Annotated in this window: 15 protein-coding genes; 4 read left to right on the top strand and 11 right to left on the bottom strand. The window is 57.1% G+C overall.

Features of this window, described 5'->3' with window-relative positions; all coding sequences use genetic code 11:
* The first annotated feature begins 59 nt into the window (after positions 1-59).
* The 3 genes from M2422_RS15755 (at position 60) to M2422_RS15745 (ending at position 3,620) form a co-directional block, all read left to right on the top strand.
* Positions 60-959 (top strand): LysR family transcriptional regulator, encoded by a 900-nt coding sequence (locus M2422_RS15755; protein WP_045404754.1) that lies wholly within the window; start codon positions 60-62, stop codon positions 957-959.
* A 52-nt stretch (positions 960-1,011) separates the two neighbouring features.
* Positions 1,012-2,037: an inner membrane protein YhjD gene (gene yhjD, locus M2422_RS15750; protein WP_039263097.1), complete on the top strand. Its 1,026-nt coding sequence runs from the start codon at positions 1,012-1,014 to the stop codon at positions 2,035-2,037.
* A 260-nt stretch (positions 2,038-2,297) separates the two neighbouring features.
* Positions 2,298-3,620, top strand: a complete 1,323-nt coding sequence (locus tag M2422_RS15745; protein ID WP_023309582.1) for an MFS transporter — start codon at positions 2,298-2,300, stop codon at positions 3,618-3,620.
* Positions 3,621-3,712: 92 nt separating this feature from the next.
* Here the strand turns inward: M2422_RS15745 and M2422_RS15740 are convergent, their stop codons facing one another.
* Both M2422_RS15740 and pdeH read right to left on the bottom strand, forming a co-directional pair.
* Entirely contained in the window at positions 3,713-5,755 is a 2,043-nt protein-coding gene (locus M2422_RS15740; RefSeq protein WP_064673673.1) for an AsmA family protein, read from the bottom strand.
* A 65-nt stretch (positions 5,756-5,820) separates the two neighbouring features.
* Positions 5,821-6,594 carry a cyclic-guanylate-specific phosphodiesterase gene (gene pdeH, locus M2422_RS15735; RefSeq protein ID WP_064673672.1) on the bottom strand — a complete coding sequence of 258 codons (774 nt, stop codon included), beginning with the start codon at positions 6,592-6,594 and terminating at the stop codon, positions 5,821-5,823.
* 229 nt (positions 6,595-6,823) lie between these two features.
* Here pdeH and M2422_RS15730 point away from each other — a divergent pair, with 229 nt between their 5' ends.
* The gene (locus tag M2422_RS15730) at positions 6,824-7,753 is read left to right on the top strand and encodes a sugar kinase (protein ID WP_064673671.1); all 930 of its coding nucleotides are present in this window, start codon (positions 6,824-6,826) and stop codon (positions 7,751-7,753) included.
* A gap of 63 nt (positions 7,754-7,816) precedes the next feature.
* On the opposite strand, the gene M2422_RS15725 is transcribed toward M2422_RS15730, so the two are convergent.
* The 9 genes from M2422_RS15725 to bcsR form a co-directional block, all read right to left on the bottom strand.
* Complete coding sequence (locus tag M2422_RS15725; protein ID WP_064673670.1) at positions 7,817-9,310, bottom strand: pitrilysin family protein; 1,494 nt, start codon at positions 9,308-9,310, stop codon at positions 7,817-7,819.
* 227 nt (positions 9,311-9,537) lie between these two features.
* Positions 9,538-10,824 carry a dicarboxylate/amino acid:cation symporter gene (locus M2422_RS15720; protein ID WP_023309587.1) on the bottom strand — a complete coding sequence of 429 codons (1,287 nt, stop codon included), beginning with the start codon at positions 10,822-10,824 and terminating at the stop codon, positions 9,538-9,540.
* A 159-nt stretch (positions 10,825-10,983) separates the two neighbouring features.
* Positions 10,984-12,990 carry a biofilm formation regulator HmsP gene (hmsP, locus tag M2422_RS15715; RefSeq protein ID WP_064673669.1) on the bottom strand — a complete coding sequence of 669 codons (2,007 nt, stop codon included), beginning with the start codon at positions 12,988-12,990 and terminating at the stop codon, positions 10,984-10,986.
* 119 nt (positions 12,991-13,109) lie between these two features.
* Positions 13,110-16,592, bottom strand: coding sequence for a cellulose synthase complex outer membrane protein BcsC (bcsC, locus tag M2422_RS15710; RefSeq protein WP_039263029.1), 3,483 nt, complete (start codon positions 16,590-16,592; stop codon positions 13,110-13,112).
* Positions 16,574-17,680 (bottom strand): cellulose synthase complex periplasmic endoglucanase BcsZ, encoded by a 1,107-nt coding sequence (gene bcsZ, locus M2422_RS15705; RefSeq protein WP_064673668.1) that lies wholly within the window; start codon positions 17,678-17,680, stop codon positions 16,574-16,576. Before bcsZ ends, bcsC begins: the two co-directional genes overlap by 19 nt.
* A gap of 6 nt (positions 17,681-17,686) precedes the next feature.
* Complete coding sequence (gene bcsB, locus M2422_RS15700) at positions 17,687-20,107, bottom strand: cellulose biosynthesis cyclic di-GMP-binding regulatory protein BcsB (RefSeq protein WP_064673667.1); 2,421 nt, start codon at positions 20,105-20,107, stop codon at positions 17,687-17,689.
* 10 nt (positions 20,108-20,117) lie between these two features.
* A complete protein-coding gene (gene bcsA, locus M2422_RS15695) occupies positions 20,118-22,733 on the bottom strand; it encodes a UDP-forming cellulose synthase catalytic subunit (protein ID WP_029740462.1) in 2,616 nt (871 codons plus the stop codon).
* On the bottom strand, positions 22,730-23,482 hold the full coding sequence (bcsQ, locus tag M2422_RS15690) for a cellulose biosynthesis protein BcsQ (RefSeq protein WP_023333774.1): 753 nt from the start codon (positions 23,480-23,482) through the stop codon (positions 22,730-22,732). The genes bcsA and bcsQ overlap by 4 nt, the downstream gene beginning before the upstream one ends.
* An 11-nt stretch (positions 23,483-23,493) precedes the next feature.
* Entirely contained in the window at positions 23,494-23,682 is a 189-nt protein-coding gene (gene bcsR, locus M2422_RS15685; protein WP_008503237.1) for a cellulose biosynthesis protein BcsR, read from the bottom strand.
* Positions 23,683-23,824 lie beyond the last annotated feature (142 nt).

The raw sequence follows: 23,824 nt of genomic DNA, 5'->3' as shown, positions 1-23,824 counted from the left end.
CAATAAAGATGGGTTAAAACGCTTCACTGTTTCATCAGAAACAACAATGAGCTTCCTCTATGGATAAAATTCACGCAATGCAGTTGTTCGTCCGCGTCGCGGAACTGGAGAGTTTTTCCCGCGCGGCCGAAACATTAACCCTGCCGAAAGGCAGCGTCTCGCGGCAAATTCAGGCCCTGGAAAACCGGCTTGGCACCCAGCTATTGCACCGCACCACGCGACGCGTCAGCCTGACGCAGGACGGCATGGTCTATTACGAACGGGCAAAAGATCTGCTGGCAAACCTTGATGAACTCGACGGTATGTTTCAGCACGATCCTTCCAGCATCAGCGGTCGGCTCCGCGTGGATATGCCCGTCGGCGTTGCTCGAAATTTAGTCATCCCCAAACTGCCTGCTTTTCTGCAGCACTATCCGGGCATTGAACTGGAGCTCAGCAGCAGCGATCGTCTGGTGGATGTGATCCGCGAAGGGTTTGATTGCGTGGTGCGCGTCGGCACATTGAAGGATTCAGGGCTGATTGCACGTCCGCTGGGCAAGCTGTCGGTGATTAATTGCGCCAGCCCGGATTATCTGGCGCGATTTGGCTACCCGGAAACGCTCGACGATTTAGGCTCGCACGCCGTGATCCACTACGCCGCGATGCTGGGAACCCGCCCGCAGGGCTTTGAGTTTTATAACGGCAGTGCGACGCAGTGGATAAAAACGGGCGGGGTGTTAACCGTCAACAGCACGGAAACTTACCAGGCTGCCTGTCTCGCCGGGCTGGGCATTATTCAGGTTCCGCGGGTTGGGGTGCGTGATTTACTGCGCGCGAAGAAACTGATTGAGATCCTCCCGCAATACCGGGCCGAACCGATGCCTGTCTCCCTGATTTACCCCCACCGCCGCAACCTCTCCCGCCGGGTCCATCTGTTCATGGAGTGGCTTACCGAACTCACAAAAGCTTACGTGGACTAGCCGCAAGCTATAATTCAAAAACACATCCAGCTCAACGAAAAGGAAAATGCGCGTGACGCCGGAAAACAATCCGCAACGACCGACTCAACATTTAGAGTATGACCCCATCAAAAAGATGGAAACCGAGCCTGAAGCGCCCGCAACGCCGGGAACAGCCAGCAAAGCGCTGGGTACGGTTACCAGCATGGCAGAAAAGATCCAGCAGCTTCCCATGATTGCGCACCTGATACGCGCCACAGAACGGTTTAATGACCGCATGGGGAACCAGTTTGGTGCCGCCATCACCTATTTTTCCTTCCTGTCGATGATTCCCATCCTGATGGTGTCGTTTGCGGCAGCCGGTTTTGTGCTCGCGTCGCACCCGACGCTGCTGCAGGATATCTTCAGTAAGATCCTGAATAACGTCAGTGACCCAACCCTTGCCAGCACGCTCAAGAGCACCATCAATACCGCCGTTCAGCAGCGTACCACCGTCGGCATCGTCGGTTTGCTGATTGCCCTTTACTCCGGCGTTAACTGGATGGGCAACCTGCGCGAGGCCATTCGCGCCCAGTCGCGCGACGTCTGGGAGCGTAAGCCGCAGGACCAGGAGAAAATCTGGGTGAAGTATCTCCGCGATTTTGTTTCGCTGATTGGCCTGCTCGTCGCGCTGATCGTGACGCTTTCCATTACCTCCGTGGCGGGCTCGGCGCAGCAGATGATCATCTCCGCGCTGTATCTTGATTACATCGAATGGCTCAAGCCCGCCTGGCGCGGCATTGGGCTGGCCATTTCCATCTTCGCCAACTACCTGCTGTTCTTCTGGATCTTCTGGCGCTTGCCTCGCCATCGTCCGCGCAAGAAGGCGCTGATCCGCGGCACGTTGATTGCGGCGATCGGCTTTGAGGTGATCAAAATCGTGATGACCTACACGCTGCCGTCGCTGGTGAAATCCCCTTCTGGCGCGGCGTTTGGCTCGGTGCTGGGACTGATGGCCTTCTTCTATTTCTTCGCCCGTCTGACCCTGTTCTGCGCGGCATGGATTGCCACCGCCGAGTACAAAGGCGACACGCGAATGCCCGGTAAAACGCACCGCTAGCCCCGCTCTCGGGCTGAAATTTCAGCCCGATTCATCATTTCAGCATATAAATCCAGTCCGTAACTTTTATTTAACTGAAAACCAGTTTAATTGACTGATATTTAAAATCTGTGAAGCATTTCATAGACGTGTTTTCGCTGGCCTGAAAATTATCCGCTTTTTGTTGCTTTTATCACCAGCACGCGGCTTTGTTACAGATTGAAATGTCGCTTTTGCTGTGCGTAATATGGCCTTTCGTTCGACAAAAATAAGAAAATATTATGCAAGCAACAGCCACCACACTCGACTCAGGAACGGAAAACGTTCCGGTAAACTCGCGCAATAAAGTTGTCGTCGCCTCGCTGATTGGCACCGCCATTGAGTTCTTCGACTTTTATATTTATGCCACCGCCGCGGTCATCGTCTTCCCGCATATTTTCTTCCCTCAGGGCGATCCGACGGCGGCCACGCTGCAGTCTCTGGCGACCTTTGCCATCGCGTTTGTTGCGCGTCCGATTGGCTCTGCGCTGTTTGGACACTTTGGCGATCGCATTGGCCGAAAAGTCACCCTGGTGGCCTCGCTGCTGACGATGGGCATCTCCACCGTAGCCATCGGTCTGCTGCCGACCTATGAAACCATCGGCATTCTGGCGCCGGTCCTGCTGGCGCTGGCGCGTTTCGGTCAGGGTCTGGGGCTGGGCGGTGAATGGGGCGGCGCGGCGCTGCTGGCCACCGAGAACGCCCCGGCGCGCAAGCGCGCGCTGTACGGTTCATTCCCGCAGCTGGGCGCGCCGATTGGCTTCTTCTTTGCCAACGGGACGTTCCTGCTGCTCTCCTGGCTGCTGACGGATGAACAGTTCATGAGCTGGGGGTGGCGTCTCCCGTTTATCTTCTCAGCCGTGCTGGTGCTGATTGGCCTGTATGTGCGTGTTTCGCTGCATGAGACTCCTGTTTTTGCGAAAGTGGCCGCGGCGAACAAGCAGGTGAAAGTGCCGCTGGGTACGCTGCTGACCAAACACGTCCGCGTGACCGTGCTGGGCACGTTTATCATGCTGGCAACCTATACGCTGTTCTACATCATGACCGTCTACTCCATGACGTTCAGTACCGCCGCCGCGCCGGTTGGCCTGGGCCTGCCGCGTAACGAAGTGCTGTGGATGCTGATGATGGCGGTGATCGGGTTTGGCGTGATGGTACCGATTGCGGGCCTGCTGGCGGACAAATTCGGTCGTCGTGCGAGCATGATTACGATCACCACGCTGATCATTCTGTTTGCTCTGTTCGTCTTCCCGCCGCTGCTGGGTTCCGGTAGCCCGGCGCTGGTGATGGCCTATCTGCTGATTGGCCTGAGCCTGATGGGGCTGACCTTCGGCCCGATGGGCGCGCTGCTGCCTGAGCTGTTCCCGACGGAAGTGCGTTATACCGGCGCGTCGTTCTCCTACAACGTTGCCTCTATTCTGGGCGCGTCCGTTGCGCCGTATATCGCCACCTGGCTGCAGGCGAACTATGGTCTGTTCTATGTGGGGGTCTATCTGGCGGCCATGGCGGCGCTGACGCTGATTGCGCTGCTGCTGACGCACGAGACGAAGCACCAGGCTCTGTAAGCTAAGCCGGGTGGCGGCTACGCCTTACCCGGCCTACGATTCAAATGTAGGCCGGGTAAGCGCAGCGCCACCCGGCAAAAACAGGCCGCACATTACTTCTTCATCTGCGACAAAATAGTCCGGCACTGATTGGCCTCGCCTTCTGACGGCGAAATCAACGCCAGCAGCGCTGCGGCCGGGGTGACCAGCGTCGCCAGGGCCGCAGCCACCGCACCGCGCGCAATCAGCGGTCCGGGCTTCACGCCCGCCTGCGGGTTTTTGAAGGTTCCGCGCACGTAAAGCGGCGAGCGCAGGGTGATGATGCGGATCCCCTTACTTTCCGGGTCAATCGTCAAATCAAGCTGCTCCGAGGCCATGCTAGCGGTCCCGGTCACGTTAATCACCGCGTTTTCCGTGTCGAAGGCAAATATCTGCGGACGCGCCACGCCGTTAACCAGATCCAGATTGGCCGCCGCGCAGTTCACCCGCACCTCGTCATCACCGAAGATTTGCCCGATGACGTAGTTACCGACGTTCAGCCCCAGGATCTCCATCAGGTTTCGGCTCACCAGCCCGTCGTTCATCAGCAGCTTCAGGTTACCATTGCCGCTGCCCAGCAGCGCCGCCACCGAGTTCCCCACACCGCGAATGTCGGCATCACCGTTCATTTCACCGAGGGTTTTCTGCATCAGCTCTACGTTCGGCATAAGCTCTTTCAGCTTCAATCGACGCGCCTGGATCTCCGCCCGTCCCTGCATCGGCTTCTTATCGCCTTCCAGATGAATGTTCGAGGAAATTGTCCCGCCCGCCATGCCGAACTTCAGCGGCTGCAGGCGCAGGTCGGCATTTTTGAGGAGAATATGGGTCGAAAGATTGCTGATCGGCAGCGTACTGCCATGTTCAATTTTTCCGCCTTTGAAGCGCACATCCGCATCCATCACGTTCCATTTGTCTGTTTCGAAACGATCGTATGGCAGCACTTTGCCCGCAGGCTGAACATCCTTTTTGACCTCTTTCGACCTGGTACCTTTACCCGAATCCACGCCAATCAGCGGACCAAGATCGGCCAGACGCAGCTGACGGGACTCGACATCCCCTTCCAGTTTCGGGCGCGGTTTTCCGGTGGTGTAGGTCAGCGTGCCGTGGATATCACTGTCGCCGATGCGGCCGTTGAAATCCCGGTAGTCAAAAACGGACGCTTTTTCGGTTTCGATTTTGGCAACCAGATGCCCGTCCGTTTCGAACGGCGGGGTATCCGGCAGCAGCACGCCGGTCAGTTCATACAGCTCGCCCAGAGAATCGCCGGCAAATTTGAGCTGAAGGTCGACGCCGCCCATATTCATCGGATCGTTGACCGTGCCAACGAACGCCACGCGGGTGTTACCGGAACGGAAGTCCGCCTGCACCGGGAACGGCGTGCCTTCGCTCCGCAGCGCCAGCATGCCGCCTATTTTCCCTTTACCACTGAGAGGCCGATCGTTGTAGCGTCCTTTTGCCGTCAGGCCGAAGACATAGTCACCTACGCTTGCCGCGTCGCCTTTTGCTTTTGTGCCCGTGACCTCGCTAAACGGCAGCGGTTTGCCCAGCGGATCGACGAGGATCTCCACATCCGCCTTGCTGACCTTATCGTCGATGGCGATCCGTCCGCGATCGAAAAGAATATTGTCGAGACGGAATGACCAGGAGGAAGGCTGGGCATTCGGATCTTTTTCGCTGTCGCTGGCAAGGTTAAACGTCCAGTTGTTGTTTTTTTCTGAAAGTCGGATCAGGCGCGCATCGGGCTGCTGAAGTTTGATCCACGGCAGATAGACCGTTTTGGTGAGGAGCGCCAGCGGAGCCAGCGTGGCTTCAACGCGCGGCAGGTGGATCATGGTGACGTCCGGGATATCCGGCGGGTTGCCGAGAATGATGTCGTCGGCATGGACGTGAGGCCAGGGGATCCAGCTGCGCCAGCCGGGCTCCTCTTTCTGACGCTCCCATACCACCCCTAAATCGCCGCGTATGGCGAAGGGGCGGTTCAGTTCGGTTGAGACTTTCTGGTTGATGGTCGGCTTGAGACGGTTCCAGTCAAACGTCGCAATAATGATGGCGACGACCACGATCAACAACAAGAAAATCCCTGCTGTCCAGGAGATTACCCTGGTTGTTCTCGTCATTTTTATCCCCTTTCCTGATGACCTGTCCTGTAAAACTATAGTCCAGACAAAGGGAAGCGGGCTTATCAGAGGGCCGTTATCACGCTATCGAGGCGATCCATGGGTACCGGGCGGGAGAGATAATAGCCTTGCGCCGCCGCTGCGGGGGAGTTTTGCACATCACGCCACTCTTCCAGTGTTTCCACACCTTCAACAATCACGCCCTGGCAATAGCGGTTCATCAGCTGTAATAACAGCGTAAACAGATTCCGCCCTTCCGGGGTTTGACGCAGCATAATGAACAGGTCGCGGGCCACTTTGATGTAGTCGTAGCGCACCTCACTCAGGGCGGAGAAGTTCGCCATGCCGGTGCCAAAGTCATCCAGCCACAGCGGGCCGTATTCGCATATCGACGCAAACGAGGAGTCCTGCGGCAGGCGGACATGCTCCACCAGCTCAAAGCGCATCCACGGCAGGGTGGCGATCAGCTCCTGCAATTTTGCGTTCTGACGCAGCGCCAGCAGGGTTGGACCATCGACGTTCACCGAGGCGAGGATATCGTGCTGTTCGAAAAAAGGTTGCTTCGTCGCCAGCATACGAAGCTGCTCTTCCAGCACGTCCAGACGCTGGCGAACGGCAACTTCGGCAAAATAGCGATCCGGCGCGATGCGCTGAGTAGGGTTTGAGGGATGCGTAACGACGGTCAAAATTTCAATTGCCATCAGTCGACCATCTGTTCGGTAGATCGGCTGATAGGTGTACGCACGCTCACATTGCAGCCAGTAGCGATGCTCCTGCAAGTTCTCAATACTTGCCTCAGGCGTAGTGCTCAGCCGCTGGATAACCTGCTCTGACTTCATTTCAGATGTCCTGTTGTTGGGATAGCCTTTCTGGACTCGTCACAGGATTATCGGCGCGACAATTGAGAACTTTATGTTCAATTCACCGGGAAAATGAAATTAAGATGACAGAAATGCGCGGGAACACGCGCTGGCTCAAATAAAATAATGGAACGTTGTTTTAATATAGTTGACCGGTTAATTCACTCAGCGCACACTGCTGATAATTCTTCTGTTCAGGTTCACGACTATGTCCAAAAAAATTGCCGTGATTGGCGAATGCATGATTGAGCTGTCACAAAAAGGCGCGGAAGTCAGCCGCGGATTTGGTGGCGATACGTTAAACACGTCCGTTTATATTGCCCGTCAGGTCGCGCCTGAGGCGCTCACCGTGAACTACGTGACCGCCCTGGGTACGGACAGCTTCAGCCAGCAAATGCTGGAGGCCTGGCAGAGTGAACATGTCGAAACGTCGCTGATTCAACGTATGGAGAACCGCCTCCCGGGGCTTTATTACATCGAAACCGACAGCACCGGCGAACGCACGTTTTATTACTGGCGTAACGAAGCCGCGGCCAAATTCTGGCTGGAGAGCGACGCGGCCGCAGCCATCTGCGAAGAGCTGGCGACCTTTGATTACCTCTATCTGAGCGGGATTAGCCTGGCGATCCTGAGCCCTACCAGCCGTGAAAAGCTGCTCTCGCTGCTGCGCGAATGCCGTGCAAACGGCGGCAAGGTTATTTTCGATAACAACTACCGCCCGCGCCTGTGGGCCAGCCGCGAAGAGACGCAGCAGGTCTATCAGCAGATGCTGCAGTGCACCGACATCGCCTTCCTCACGCTCGACGATGAAGACGCTCTGTGGGGTGAGAAACCGGTAGAGGACGTGATTGCACGCACGCAGGCGGCTGGCGTGAGCGAAGTGGTGATTAAGCGCGGGGCGGATTCGTGCCTGGTCGCGGTGGTGGGCGAAGCGCTGGTTGACGTTCCGGCAGTGAAGCTTGCCAGAGAGAAAGTGATTGATACCACGGCGGCCGGTGATTCATTCAGCGCGGGCTATCTGGCGGTACGTCTGACGGGTGGAACGCCGGAAGCGGCGGCACAGCGTGGGCACCTGACGGCCAGCACGGTGATTCAGTATCGCGGGGCGATTATTCCGCGTGAGGCGATGCCTGTTTAAGGAGGGTGCGGGCTGATGCCCTCACCCTAACCCTCTCCCACAGGGAGAGGGAATGTTTAAGCATTACTGCCCCTGCGGAATATCCGTCGCGTCCGGATGTAAATCATCAGCCGTGGCGGCCTGCGCGGGCTGCGGCGCGGTAGCCATAATGGAATCCCAGGTCTTCTGAAGTTCCTTCATGTCATATTCCGGCTCGCCCTTCGGTTGCAGGAGGATCAACGCCATCTCCTGCGACAGCTGCTGACGGAGGTCCTGATTGAGCATCTCGACGGTCAGACCGTTCAGGAAGTCCTGACGCAGTTTCTGATACTGTTCCGGCGCAATGTCCACCACCTGATTCTGCAGGGAGCGAATACGCTGGCTGATCAGAATGTCGGTATCGGCGCGAGCGTAGGTCGCAAACAGCTTCTGCAGCTCAAGTTTTTTCTGCGCCACGAGAGCGTTGAATTCCTCTTCGGAAAGCCCCTCTTTACGCACTTTTGCCAGCTCTTTTGCGACCACGCCCAGATTAGCATTCAGCTTATCGCCCGGCGATTCAACGTTGATGGCACACTGCGCACGCTGGAACAGCACGCGGCAGTCAAAACCAAGACCGATATTCTTCACGTTGTTCTTGCTCAGCGTCTGCTGAACGTGCCAGAACAGCGCTTCACGCGCCAGATCGGCACGCCAGTAGCGCAGCATCGCCGCGGACTCGCGGATGGGCTGCCAGGCGTAATCCCACATGACGGAGAGGCGATCCTGACGCACGGCGTCCGTCATAATGCTGACAGGCTCTGCACGCAGCGGAGAGAGCGTCGGGACAGGGGCTGGCGTTTCACGCTTGCCTTTCAGATCACCAAACGCTTTGTTGATCTGCTCCACCACCGCGCGGCTGTCCACGTTACCCACCACGATCAGCGTCATCGCGTCCGGGGTGTACCACTTCTGGTAGAACGATTTTACCTGTTCGGCATCCACCGGCTGTTTCAGCGGTTCGGCCGGGTCATGTCCCAGCAGCGTCGAGCCCTTCAGGCGGTAACGCCACCAGCCCTCTTTGGTATCCCCGGGCCAGGTCGCCACCATGTCGCTGTTGCTCAGCGCATAGTTGACGGTGTCCGGCGTAATCGCCAGATTGCCAGAGGCATCGGAGAGATACGTAAGCGCTTCTTTAAGCAGGTCGTTACGGTTATTAGGCAGGCTCAGGTTAAACATGGTGTAGTCATACGAGACCACAGCCGGAGGGAGCGGGCGTTTCGGATCGATGGCCTGCTGCCAAAGCGAACGCACCTGAACCGCTTGCAGGCTGCCGCTCTGCGTGAGCGCCAGCCGGGGAATAAAATGGCTAAAACCGGTTTGCTGAGTGCTTTCCGCGAGGGAACCGGTATTAATGGACAGACGGATTTCTACACGGTCACTGGGACGTTGCGGAGTGGCTAAAACCTGCCACTGAAAACCGTTCGCTAATGTCCCTTGTTGCCAGGCCGGGTCTGGCTGGAGCGCATCTGCCTGCACATAACTGGCTGCTGCCATCATCAGCAAACCGCCGGTTAAGAGTCGAATTTTTGTGCCCTGCATGTGAACCCCTGATCAACATTCCTGGTTAAAAAAGAGTGTTTCGCGACGCGCTTCACTCTTAAAGATGACGATGAAAACACGTCGATTAGACCGCGCGTTCGGCAAAACGTCACGGTCAGAAGTGAAATATACCCAAAAAAAATCTTGTCGAATTATGACAGGAACGAACAGTTATTATGCGCAGGAGCCCGCATCCCTACAAGGGAATACGGGCATTTGTGACAAGATTAAGAGGTTAAGCCAGGATTTTTGCTGTCAGTTGAACGGTTATTCAGAGTATCGTCGAGCTTTTTGTGATCCAGCTCTTTCACCCATTTCGCCACCACCACCGTCGCCACGCCGTTACCCACCAGGTTGGTTAACGCACGCGCCTCTGACATGAAGCGGTCGATACCGAGAATCAACGCCAGACCCGCCACCGGCAGGTGACCCACAGCGGAAATAGTAGCAGCCAGCACGATAAAGCCACTGCCCGTCACGCCTGCCGCGCCTTTAGAGGAGAGCAGGAGCACCACCAGCAGGGTAATCTGATGGAAAATATCCATATGGCTGTTGGTCGCCTGAGCGATAAACACGGCCGCCATCGTCAGGTATATCGAGGTGCCGTCCAGGTTGAAGGAGTAGCCCGTCGGGATCACCAGCCCGACCACCGATTTACGGCACCCCAGCTTTTCCATCTTGTCGAGCATACGCGGCAGCGCCGATTCTGAAGAGGAAGTCCCCAGAACGATCAGCAGCTCTTCGCGGATGTAGCGGATAAATTTGAAGATGTTGAAACCCGTCGCGCGCGCGATGGAGCCCAGCACCACGACCACGAAAAGGATACAGGTGATATAGAAGCAGATAATCAGCTGACCCAGCTGCACCAGCGTACCGACGCCATATTTACCGATGGTGAAGGCCATCGCGCCGAAAGCACCGATCGGCGCCAGGCGCATGATCATATTGATGATGCCGAAAATTACCTGGGAGAAGCTTTCGATCACATTAAAGATAAGCTGGCCTTTGCTGCCCAGACGGTGCAGAGCAAAGCCAAACATCACGGCGAACAGCAGAACCTGCAGGATGTTTCCGCTGGCGAACGCGCCAATGACGCTGCCCGGTATCACGTCCAGCAGGAAGGCCACCACGCCCTGATCCTTCGCCTGCTCGGCATACACCGCGACCGCTTTGGCATCCAGCGTTGACGGGTCTACGTTCATCCCCGCGCCCGGCTGCACCACGTTGACGATGATCAGACCGATAATCAGCGCAAGGGTACTGACCACTTCAAAATAGAGAAGCGCCACTGCACCGGTACGACCGACCGCCTTCATGCTTTCCATGCCAGCGATGCCCGTTACTACGGTACAGAAGATCACCGGAGCGATGACCATTTTGATGAGCTTAACGAACGCGTCGCCAAGCGGTTTCATTTGCGCGCCCAGCTCAGGGTAATAGTGACCCAGCAGAATACCGATGGCGATGGCTGTCAGGACCTGGAAATAAAGACTTTTGAAGAGTGAGGTTTTCATAAGGTGTCCTTGGGAAGAAAAACCACAGGCTTTGTAAGGTTATGGTTAACCTGCGGCTTTAAAATAACACCCACATAACAGGACAGAAATAAACTCAGTTCAAATTTGAAACACAAATGTTAAGAACTTTGAGCTGGCTCGCACAAGCCAGCAACAAAATTACACTTTTGCGTTATTGTCAGCACCAGAAAGGTATCGTTCTTCAAAGACATCCGAAGGAACAGCAGGGGCAAAAAGGAAGCCTTGTCCGCTCTCCACGCCCGCCTCTGCCAGCCATGCGCGTTGCGCTTCGGTTTCAATCCCCTCGGCAATAAGATGCAGGTTGAGGCTGCGCGCCATCTGGATAATCGCCTGCACCATGCTGCTGTCGCCAGGCAGACCGTCGACAAACGCTTTATCAATTTTGAGCACATCCACCGGAAGGGTTTTCATGTGCTGAAGCTGACGCAGCCCGGCGTATCCCATACCAAAATCGTCCAGCGCAATGCGAATGCCGGCATTACGCAGCGGTTTCAGAATTGCGACTGCCTGATTAGGATCGTCGATGCGTCGGCTCTCCGTCACTTCCAGAGTTAACGTATCAGGCTTGATTCGGTAACGATGGATCAGCTCCAGCATCTCTGAAACCATGGTCGGGTGCATAAGCTGCAGGGCAGACAAATTGACCGACAGCGGCAGCGTCACGCCGCGCTCCTGCCAGGCGGCAAGCTGACGGCAGGACTCCTCCAGCACCCAGTAGCCGACGGTAACCATCAGGCCGCAGGATTCAATGCGCTCAATCAGCCCTTCCGGCAGCTCCCATGAACCATCCGGCTGCTGCACGCGCAGCAGTGCCTCGGCGCTTTTCACTTCTCCCGTCAGCAAATTCACCTGCGGCTGTAGCCAGAGGGCAAACTGGCGGTTATCCAGCGCGGTCAGGATGTCGCTCTCTTCCGTCAGGCGCTGCTGCGCCTTTTCCATCTCTTCCGGCGCGAAGAACTGGATCTGATTTTTCCCTTTGCGCCGGGCGGTGAACGCCGCCGAGAACGCGCGATGATAAAGCTGCTCTGCCGTTAAATCGCCATAGTACATCGCAATACCGATACTGGCGCTTGGACGAAGCTGGATACCCTGAATGGGCAACCGCTCATTAATGACAGTGAGTACTTGCTGACCTAAAGTGATCGCATGCCAGGGTTCTTTTACGCCGTTGGCAATCACCACAAGGTCGTAACCGCTGACCTGGGTCAGCACCATGCGCGGGGCAAGGACAGACTTCACTTTTTCCACCAGGGTCAGCAGCAGCATTTCGCGCTGGCTCTCCCTGAGCACGCCAGCCGTGTCCTGCAGGGTTTCACAGGCGATAACCATCAGCGCCGTGGTTTGCTGACGGGCAACGGTCTGCTCCAGCATCGCCATCAGGAAGGCTTTATTGGGAAGCTCCGACACCGGGAAGCGCGTGGCGCTGCTGTTTAACTCATCCTGCTGGCGCTGAATGCGCTGCTGGTTGAGGTTGTAGCTGCGCACCAGCATGCCTATCTCATCGTCATGATGCAGACGCGGCAGCTCAAGCTGATGCCCCATCTGATCCTGCGGCGCAAGCGTATTCAGCTCGCGGGCGATACGGCGCAGCGGATGAACAATCAGCCGGTTAATGCACCAGGTAAGCGCCACGCTGAGAATAAGCGTCATAAGTAAGCAAGTGGTCACTAACGTAACCACCCAGCTCATGACGAATTTATACATGCGGTAGGAATCCGCCTGTAATACCAGGTAGGCCAGCGGCTGCGGATTGGCAGGGCGTTCAAGCGAATAAACGGGCAGCGAAATCTGCACCGGCAGTTCAAACAGGCGCATCACCATCATCGGGACGGGACGCTCCGGGATAAAGCTCATCCGCAGCGCCTGAAACTGATTGGGCAAGACCACATCGGCGCGGCTAACGACGCCGGCAGGCTGAATGCGTTTTAAAATGGTTTCCGCTTCGGGAATATCCCCTTTCAGGATAGCGGCAGAGAGCGGGCCGCGCACCGATCGCGCGATACTTTCTAACTGCGAAGCCGTGTTATAGCGATTCTGCTGTACGGAATGAAACAGCAAAATTACGCAGAAGAGCAGTACAAACAGCACGGTGACGGCAGAAACCATCGCCATCTGTTTGATTGTTAAGGAACGGCTGACACGCAAAATGACTCTCCACAAAACTCGAAGCGCAGGGCGCGCCAGGGTGTAAACCTGGCGCGCCTGAGTATACCCGATTGCCGCGCTATTAAGAGAGACTTACAAATGGATTAAGGATAATCCGATTACCAGTCCGCGTAAGGGATGAGCGGCTGCGGCGGTAAGTCCATATCGCCCTGCCAGCCTGCAGCAGAGTAACGCACATAGATCAGCGCATGGCTTGGGGTATAGTCTTTCGCTTCCTGAATATCCACGCCCATGCCCACAAACCAGTTGGACGTTACGCGGCGTTCGATAATGGCCCGCGCGGTATAACCCGTGCCTGAGGAGCTGCTGCCGGTTTCCATCACGCCCCGGTCGGTATAGCGGTCTGGCTCATCGGTCGGGATCAGATTCTGGATCGGGTAGCGCAGTTCGTCTTTGGTTTTCGAGTGAGACCAGGACACCGAGCCGCCCAGCTCCCAGGACCAGTTCTCCGTGCGTTTACGCCAGGTCACCGGCAGTGCGAAGGAGACATACTCCTGAGGACTGTAGTAGCCGCCCTGACCCAGGGTATAACCGCTCAGGTCTTTGTCGTAGTGCCAGAGCATATTGGAGACGCCGACCGTCAGGCGCTCGTTGTTTTTATTAATGAGCTTGTAGTAGTAACCCGTCATCCAGCGGACGCGCCAGTTATCTTCCACATTTTTACCCGTCAGCGTTTCCGCGTTCAGGCTTGACCAGACGCCGTTCGCTTCCCCTTTGTCATAGCTCATGCTTACGCCGCCACCGGTGGCACGTACGCCGCCCCAGGTGGTGCCGGTGTTGGTATCTTTTTGCCCGGCGAACGCCAGCAGAGAGCTGGAGATGGGGCGGCGGTGGGCGTTAACGGTATAGCCGATGGGGCCCAGATCGCTGCTGTAGCTGATGCCGCCCACCACGTCGACGACGTCAAAGCCCATTGGCGTGGTGCCAATATCCATCGCCCAGGTTTTATTCTGCCAGCCGACGGCGACGCTTGCGCCATTGTCGGACTGATGGGTGTTGCCGCTACACGGCGTTTCGTAGCAGGTCCCCCATTTTGGATCGTAGGTCCCGTTATTGTTATCAAATGAACCGGCGTCCATGTTGACCAGATCGCTTCTGAAGAACATGCGCCCGTCAGACAGCGGAGCATCCACCTGCAGCATGGTAGTGTGCGCTTTCAGGTCAGAATAGCCGCCCGTGCCGCTGGAGCCCCAGTAGTCGTGCTGCAGCGTGACGTTAACATCCTGCTGACGGTACAAGTCACCGGCATCGCTGCGCACGCCGCGCTTCAGCCAGTCGTCTTTTTCATCGTTACGCGTCAGACGAGTGAAACTGTCGTTGTCGGCCGGACGCGTCGTGGTGATGCCCGTCGACACCATCGCGTCTTTATAGGTTTCCAGCGCCTGCTGAGGCTGACCGTTTTGCGCCTGGAAACGCGCGGCATCACGTAACACCAGCGCGTTTTCCATGGAGCCGGGCTGCGATTTAGCCTGCGGAATGATTTTGTTGAAGGTCTGTTCTGCGGCAGCGGAATCGCCCAGACCTGCCTGCGCCATCGCGATCCGGCGCTGCATGTTGAGCGACAGCGGCTGGCCGTTTTGCGCGGCGGGCAGTTTCGCCAGCTCTGCGCGCGCGGCATCTTTGTCGCCCTGCGCGCTATAAATCTCGGTCAGGCCGAGGATCGCGTCTTCGTTCTGCGGTTCACGCTGCAGAACGGCGTTATACGTCGTTTTTGCCGACGCCAGATCGCCACGCTGCTGCGCCCAGTCCGCCAGCGTCAGGTCGATGCGGGTGGAGGTCGGCTGCTGACGCAGAAGGTTTTCCGCCTCCTGCTCTTTGCCGCTATCGCGCAGACGGTTGGCGGTTTCCAGCACCTGGTTGCTTTGCAGGCGGTCGGCAAGCTCCTGAATATTGCCGTTCCACTGGCTGCGCGGCAGCGTGTCCAGATGCGCCAGCGCGGCGCGGTCCTGATCGTTACCGGAAAGATAGAGCCCGCTGGCGTACACCTGATCCGGATCGGTCGGTTTCTGGCTGGCAAGCTGACGCATCAGGGTATCCGCCTGGCTGCGCTGACCCGCGCTGTAGAGATCGCGCGAGAGACGATAGGTTATCCAAACGTCGCCGGGAGAGAGCGCCAGACGACGGCGCTGAATCTCTGCCGCCTGGGCGTATTTTCCCTGATTTTCCAGCTGTTCTGCCTGAGCGGAGAGCTGCTCGTTGGTCAGACTGCGTTCAATATCATCAATGCTCCGGCGCTGGCTGGCGGAGAGAGACTGGATAAACTGCGAGGCCTTCTCCGGGGACTGCGCGCGGTAAATATTAGCCAGGCCGCGGACCGCATTGCTGTTGCCGCTGTCCATACGCAGCGCCTGGCGATAGTAACGTTCCGCCGCGTCATTATCTTTACGCGCCGCGGCGGCATCGCCCAACCCCAGCACGGCATAACTGTCGGTATTGTCGATACTGCGCGCCTGCTGATAGTAACGCTCCGCCTGCGCAGGGTTATTCGCCTTCAGGGCCGCATCGCCCTGCTGGATCAGCAGCCAGTAGCGGTTGACCTTCAGCAGACTGTCCCATTTACCCCGGTTATCGCTCTGGGGATCGAGGGCAATCGCCTTTTCAAACTGCGCCACCGCGCGGGCGCGGTCGCCTTTCTGGGAATAGGCCTGGCCAAGGGCACCCACCGCTTCACTGTCGGCATGGTTGGCGCTGACGGCTTTTTGCAGCTCAGCCACCGCCTTACTTCCCTGCCCGGCATCCACCGCCGCCAGCCCTTCCGCTTTCGCGCGGAACGCCGGGTCAGCGAGCTGTTTTTGCTGTTCTTCGAGCTGGGCACGCGCCGCCGCGACGCTATCGCCGTCACTGAATACGCTCAGGTATTTTTGCAGCGCGCTGACGCTGGCGCTGCTGGCAGGCTGGCCTTTGATTTGGTCATACCACATATCAGACGCCTGGCTGCGCCCGTTGGTCGATTTAGCCATCTCCTGCAATACCGCAAAGCCTTCATCACGGCGTCCGCTCTGGAACAAAAGCTGGGACAGCGTCGCCTGCAGCTGCGTATTTCCGGGGCTGCTGGTATTGATTTTCTTGAGCTGGTTAATGGCCGCATTCCGGCGAGCAGGATCTTTGGCGACCACATTCCAGTATTCCGTCGCCACGTCGCCGCCCGGCGGGTTGCCGTCAAACAGCTTGTCATAGGCTGCAATCGCCTCCTGCGTGTGTCCCGTGGTGGCGAGCAAACGCGCCTGCTGGAGCTGCTGGCGGCCATCCGGCGTGGACAGCAGCATCGTGTTGCGTGATGACTGGTATGCACTCGAGCCCGGCGCGATCCCTTTCAGACGATCCAGCTCTTTTTGCGCACCGGCGTTATCGCCCTGGCGCAGCAGGTAGCGAAAGCGTGCGGCAATGACGTCAGGGTTGTTCGGGTCAATCAGCTCAAGACGGTAAAGCGACTGACGAACCAAATCCTCACGCTGTGTCGATTCGCCCAGCCGAACCTGTTCCAGCAGCTGTTTCTGCTGCGGAGAGTTAGCGGCTTCAGCCATCGGCATCAGTGCCAGGCCAAGCGATAAAGTGAGTAGATTTACTGTGAACTTGCGCATTCCTGGCCCCAATCCGGTATTAATTCACCTTTTGCGGTGAAGCGAAAACGATGCTGATCCCATCCTTGCCCAAAGAGAGTCAGCACGTAGCTGTAATAGGCATTGTTATCGGGAAAATGGTCCGCAACGCGCTGGCGCTGAACCGCCTGGGCATCACGTTGTTGTAAAAACGGTAGCATGGCGGCAGAGAACCCGACCGGGCCATTCCCGGTGCGTTTACCCGTCGCCACATCCACTTTCTCCGGCGGCACACCCCGTTTCATTGTCTTTGCCGCCATCGGCTGGAAGCGCGTCAGCAGCCGGGCTTTCTGAGGATCTTTATCACTCATCATTCCCACCCAGAGATAAACGCGGATGGCGTCGTAGCCGCCCACCAGCGATTTATCCTGCTGTAACCGCCAGCCTTTGTTTTTCTGATACTGAACCCAGTCCGGCGAAAACCCTTTCGGCGCGCTCTCCAGCAGCAGACGCTGATTGGTTTCACGAAGCTGGGTCCACGGGGGACCAAAGCGCGTGAAATAACTCGCTAACTGCGGAGGAAGATAGCTGGGGTTAAAACGCCAGACGTTTTCATCGGCAAAACCGACTTTACCGGGAAGCAGCATTGCGCCGAGCCCCGGCACTTTCACCACTTCCTCACTGACAATGTGTTTCAGCAGCGCCTTACCCGTGCGGGTATAGTCCGGATGTTTCCACAACCGGCCCGCTTCGAGCAGAGACCAGGCGATCCAGACATCGGCGTCAGAGGCGGAGTTGGTATCAATCACCGCCCACGTCTCTTTATCTTTCTGGCCCCATAGCCAGGCGGGCAGATGGTCGTTGAGATTGCCGCTGGCAAGATTATCGCGCGTCCAGGTCAGCAGCTGGTCAAACGCGCTGCGATCGTTCGCCGCAAGGGCAAAGAACAAGGCGTAGCTTTGCCCTTCAGAGGTCGTAATTTTGCGCGTGTCGCTGGGATCAACGACACGCCCGCCCTCACTGATGTAATCCTTTTTAAACTGCTCCCAGGCAGGCCAGGTACAGGCGGCGCGAAGAGGAAGCGCCGCCAGCATCAACGCTGCTAATGCACACCAGCGAAAGGCTTTCATCACATCTTACTCATCCGGGTTCAGGCGACGACGGCTGATGATACGCAGCAGACGCCACAGCACCCATGCCAGCAAGACCACGCTGACCGCCGCCAGGATGGCGAGCAGAACCGGATGGTTAGCCAGCGCATACCACAGGCGTTCGAACCACGGCAGATGGCCCACGTAGTACACGTCGCCCACGCGCAGGCTATTGACGCCGGACTCACGGATCACCGAAACGGATCCAAACATCGCGGCACGTTTACCGCTGTCGTTCATGGCCGTATTGAGCAGTTCATATCCGCGCGGGCTGTCCGCCAGGAGAGCCACCACGCTACGCTGTTCGTTGTAAGGTGACTGGAAGCCCACCACCGCGGCCATTGCCCCCTGAGACGTTACCGTCGTCTGCGCGCTGGCCTGACGGTCGTTCATATCCGGCATAATGCTCGGGAACTCGGTCTGACGCAGCGGCGTGTTAACCCAGGACTGGGCCGCTTTCACCAGCAGATCGATACGTTTGTCATCCTTCAGCTTATCCGGAATGGTACCGATCACCATGATGTCAGCATCTTTGTTCTGGATCTGGCTGCCATCGTCCGTCAACGTGACGTTAATCGCCGGTAATCCCGTCTGTCCCCCAACGGTCGCCATGGTATCCAGCAGGGTCGTAACCTGCCCTTCGCTTGGCGCTTTTGGCATCACAACGATGGACTCAGAGAGATCGGCCATGCGGCTGAACGGGAAGCCCGCGTTAGCAAAGGCGCGCAGATCCGGCATCGCCAGGAAGTGATAGTACTTCGAGAAGTCGATAGTCGACTCATCGCCAATCACGACGTGGTTCTGTACGGGCTGGAAGGTGATGCAGTTTTCCGCAGAACCGCCAGGCATTGGGTTCATGTACTGGAAGTCAAAGCGCAGCTGGTTTATCGCGCCCAGCTTCAGTGCCGGGATGGAGACATCCGTTTTACCGTCCAGCAGCCCCTGCAACACCGGCAGGCGAAGCATCAGGCGGTTAGTATCCTGCGTGCTTTGCAGGCTGAACGATTGCAGGAACTGGTTGTTCAGGCTGATATCCATGCGCGAGCTGTCTTTGGTCGCTGGCGCGGTATAACGGTAGTTCAGATTGATATCAATGCCGTTGGTACGCAGCAGATACAGATCCGGCGGCAGATTCAGTGACAGGCTAATCGGCGCTGGCTCAAGCCCCGTCGCCTGCAGCTGTTCTTCATAGGTTTTCAGTTCGCCAAATGTCACCGCACGGTCGGTACGCACCCAGTTTGGCGCATCATAAGGTTTACGCGCCAGCAGCGGTTTGACCTCATCCACTACAACGCTGTTGCCACGGAAAAGGACGTTGCCCTGGGCAATCGCTTTTGCTGCCTGCACCAGATCTTTATCATCACGGCCAAACACCACCAGCAGCTTCACGTACGGGTTTTCCGGGTGGCTTATCATCTCAACGGTCGGCGCTTTGACGTCCGGATGATCGCGCAGGAAGGCCGGGCGTTTCGAGTTGGTCGCAAACACAATCGCATTTCTGTCCGGCAGTTTGTCATACATCGCCGGGAAGCTCTGTCCACGCCAGCCGGCACGTGAACCAAACCAGGACGCCACAATGGTGGCCGCCAGCTGCTCGGTCACGTCCGGGGATGATGCAAACACCATCGGCAGCGTGAGCGGACGGTTATCACGCGGATCGAAGAACGGAACCGGGAATGCCGAGAGATCGTTTTTCAGCGCCAGCGACTGGTAGGTCATCTGCAGCGAGGAGTTACGCCCGACGTCCATCCACAGCGTGTTGCTGGCCGGGTTTTCGCAGACATCGCGGTAGTGGCCGACAAATTCCAGACGGATACGGTTAAAGTCGGTGATGAACAGCGGGTTGATCGGCACCTGCGCCTGGGTTTTCTTGCCCAGCTGCTCTTTGGTGACCGGCAGTACGTCCATCAGCTCATCATTCAGGTAGACCTTCAGCTGGGACTGCGTCGGCAGCAGAGACGGCGACGGCGTGTATTCCAGGTTCAGCACCGCATTAGAAACGACCTCATCGCTACGCATGCCAAACTCAATGCCGCCGTTAGGGTTGATGCCGCGCAGCACCATACTGCCCGGAGGCGGTGCAATTTGCGCGAAGGTCAGCTTCACGTCCCGCGACGGCGCATTGTCCGCAACGACGGGCGCATTCGCCCCCCGGACGCCAGGCATCACCTGCCCGATGACCTGGCCGTCTGCCGGCAGGGTGTTCCCCTCCGTTGGCTGGTTCGGCATGATATTTTCTGTTTGACCAGGTGCCGCGGTGACAACCGGATCGGTTGCTTGCGCGACGACAGGTACCGTTGGCGCAGGCGTTGCCGCTGCGTTACCAGGAGCTGCGTTAGCCATTGTTGCGGGGAGAACATTCATCCCCATTGCCACTGCACATAACCAGGAAAGTTTTGTTTTCATCGCGTTATCATCATTGTTGAGCCATAACCGGGTCCGCCTGCTTCGCCTCATCCCGCTCAGGACGACGAGGAATGAACGACACGACCCAGGAAACCAGCGAAGTAAGTGACCGGAAAATTAATTTCACCGACGACGGGGCGAATTCTGCAAGGTGACGATAGCCACGGAACCCCAGCTTCAGAATATCCAGCAGGCTTTCCAGAGGTTTATCTTCCGGGAAGCTGTCCTGCCAGAGAGCCCACGTATCCGCGCGGGCAAACGTACACTGCACAAAATCGATATGTTGCTTTTTGGTCAACGGCATCAGCTGCAAACCGACTTCATTGCCCGCCACGCGCACAACCTGCGTCGGGAAGACATACTCCTGCTGGCCGCGCTTAAGCAGCAGGTTAACTTTCTGGCCTTCCAGCACCTTCGCCTGGCCGTTGATTTTGATCCCCAGACCACCGTCAGAGAAGTCGTGCACGGTACAGGAGAAGAGGTGGCCATCTTCACGGGCGATCGCCGCAGGCATGCAGATTTCAACGCGATGCGCGCGACGAACCTGTTTACTCTCCACCGACACCGCTACCGCGCCGCCGAGGATAATCAGGTTGTAGAAGACCCAGGCCATACTCACAAAGACGGTCAGGATTTCGTTTTCCGGGCCGTAGAAGTAACGCCAGATACCGGCGATGACGCCAACGATATTCAGCAATACCAGGAAGATATACGGACGGGAGATCACCCAGTCGACGTACTCTTCTTCCACCAGGCCGCCCTTGGCGGTGACGTTAAATTTCCCTTTGTGCGGGTTAATCAGCGCCACCATCGTCGGCGGTGCGATATACCAGGCCAGCACCGTTTCGTAGATTTCACTCCAGAAGGAATGGCGGTATTTACCCTGTATCTTCGAGTTCGTCAGGCTCGCGTGGATCATGTGCGGCAGAACAAACAGCGCAATCATCAGCGCCGGGGCGTAAATGATATAAGCGTGAAGGAGCAGGAACGCCAGCGGCGCGGTCAGGAAGATCAGCCGCGGGATACCGGATAAGAAGTGGAACATGGCGTTGACGTAGCAGAGACGTTGCGCCAGCTTGAGCCCTTTCCCAATCAGTGGGTTATCGAGACGGAAAATCTGCACCATGCCGCGCGCCCAGCGAATACGCTGACCAATGTGCGCCGACAGTGACTCCGTTGCCAGACCGGCGGCCTGCGGAATACGCATATACGCCGAGGTATAGCCACGACGGTGCAGGCGCAAAGAGGTATGCGCATCTTCAGTGACCGTTTCGACGGCGATACCGCCAATTTCATCCAGCGGCTTACGGCGGATAACCGCACAGGAGCCGCAGAAGAAGGTGGCATCCCACATGTCGTTTCCGTCCTGCACCAGGCCATAGAACAGCGTGCCTTCGTTCGGGGTTTTGCGGAAGCGGCCAAGGTTACGTTCAAACGGATCCGGCGAGAAGAAGTGGTGCGGCGTCTGCATCATCGCCAGCTCTTTCTCCTTCAGGAACCAGCCCATGGTCATCTGCAGGAACGAGCGCGTCGGCACGTGGTCGCAGTCAAAGATTGAGACAAACTCCCCTGTGGCATACTTCAACGCGTTGTTGATGTTCCCGGCTTTCGCATGCTCGTGAGTCGGACGGGCGATGTACTCGACGCCGACCTCCTCTGCGAACTGGCGGAACGCCGGACGGTTGCCGTCATCCAGGATCCAGACCTTGAGCTTGTCTTTCGGCCAGTCGATGCCCAGCGCGGCATAAATGGTGTTTTTCACCACGCTCAGATCTTCGTTGTAGGTCGGTACAAAGAGATCAACAGACGGCCACTGCGCGGTGTCTTTTGGCAGCGGAACCGGCTGGCGGTTGAGCGGCCAAATGACCTGGAAATAGCCCAGTACCAGCACGATCCAGGCGTAGGTTTCGGCAAACAACAGCACCAGGCCGCACACCAGGCTGACCGGGTCGTCCCAGTTCAGGGTTGAGGTATAACGCCACCAGATGTAGCGACAGGAGACGGTCAACGACAACACAATCAGCATCAGCGCCGAGAAGCGGCCCGGAATACGGCGGACCAGCAGCGCCACGCCCCACAGCAGGATCAGGAAGGTGAACTGCGCCAGAGGGTTGAAAGGCTGCGTAATACAGACCAGCGCCAGAATGAGCGAGAACACGACGATCACGCCGAGGATAAAACGCCGCAGGCCCGGGTGAAGATGCCCGAGCTCTTTATGGTTATCCAGATGGCTGGTCTTATCGCTTACGCTGTTGGGCAGTCTGTCCAGCCACTGGTGGTAGCGCTCACGTAACTGCTGAACCCGGGAGAAGCTGCGCCAGTGCGGCGTTATTTTCTCTGAGCGGGATGACGTGACCACCAGCCAGATGGCCTGAATGAGATAGCGCGCCGGATCCAAAGGACGCGGCCGGTTGGGATTAATATGCGGATATAGCTCACTGTGCCGGGCACGTATGCGCTGCCAGCGCGGGTGTTCGAGTGGAATAAACATCCAGGCCAGAATCATCCAGAAGCAGCCGAGCGCGGCGCTAAATGCCGAAGCACCGTGCCGGCGGAAATGCCGGTAATGTTCGCTCAAACGCGAACTGACCGGTGGGATGAGTAACCAGCTGGCGAGACGACTCATACAGAACTCCCTGCATGCTCCGCCCTGTTGGCAAAGTTCAGCAGACACCAGTTAGCCAGCGTCAGGATCTCTTCTGCCGCCAGTGAATCGCTGCGGTATTCGCCGAGCGGTTGCTTAGACGCTAGGCATTCCGCCATCCCCTCATCACGATGGATGACAATGGGAAGCAGACGGCGCTGGCTTTGCAGCCAGACCTGATACAGATCGTCCTGGATCTGGCTGCCAATGCGCAAATCGTTAATCAGAAGATGAGCGTTCTGAGGCAGCCCCTGCTGATGCAGGCGGATATGGCAGTTCGCATCGACGTTGACGATGGAAAGTATATGATCGCACTGGGCGATAAGCTGTCGAGTGAGCGTGCCGGCGCCGTGCGGCAGATCCAGCAGGATCCACTTGTAGTGCCCCTTTTCTTTCAGGGTTTGCAGCGCCAGCGTGAATTGCGAAAACAGGCGCTGATACGCGGCTTCATTCTCGCGTTCCGTGGTGGTCAGTTGCCCAAACGGCAGCAGATCAAGCTGGGAGGTATAGCGCATCCCCGCATCCTGCCAGTCTTTATCATCAAGCAGCGCGCGGGCCCAGCCCTCTTCACGAGAAAAGTCGACGTTAAACGACATACGCAACAAATTATCGGCGCAGGCGTCAATAACCAGCACCGATTCACCTAAAAGCTGTAATGACCACGCCAGCGCCGCGGTAACTGATGTGGTACCCACACCGCCACGGACACCCTGTAATCCGAGTATGGCCATCAATGGCTCCCTTATTGTTGATGGGCGAATTCAGCTAATAACGGCCAGCGTTTAATAGCCGCGGCCAACTGTTCCCGCTGGGAAATATCGGTGTAATCTATTTCAGGTAAAGAAAAGGCCTGCGTCAGCGCCAGAAAATCGTTTTGGAATGTGTAACCCAGAGTCGAGTCGACTGGGGTTCCAGGTTCGTTATTATCCATTCTTTTTCCATCCCTTTAAGGAAAATCGCACGCTAAAGAAGTTGCGGGGCTTCCTGCCCTGACAAATTTCATTTACATGCTAAATCTGATGTTCTTTAATTTCAATGTTAGGTTTATTTCTACGCTTTCGCTAGTAAACTGA

This window comes from Enterobacter sp. SLBN-59 (genome assembly GCF_024807915.1).
Taxonomy (GTDB): domain Bacteria; phylum Pseudomonadota; class Gammaproteobacteria; order Enterobacterales; family Enterobacteriaceae; genus Enterobacter; species Enterobacter asburiae_B.
Note: the sequence above shows the minus strand (reverse complement) of the source record. Positions and strands in the feature narration are given on the sequence as shown.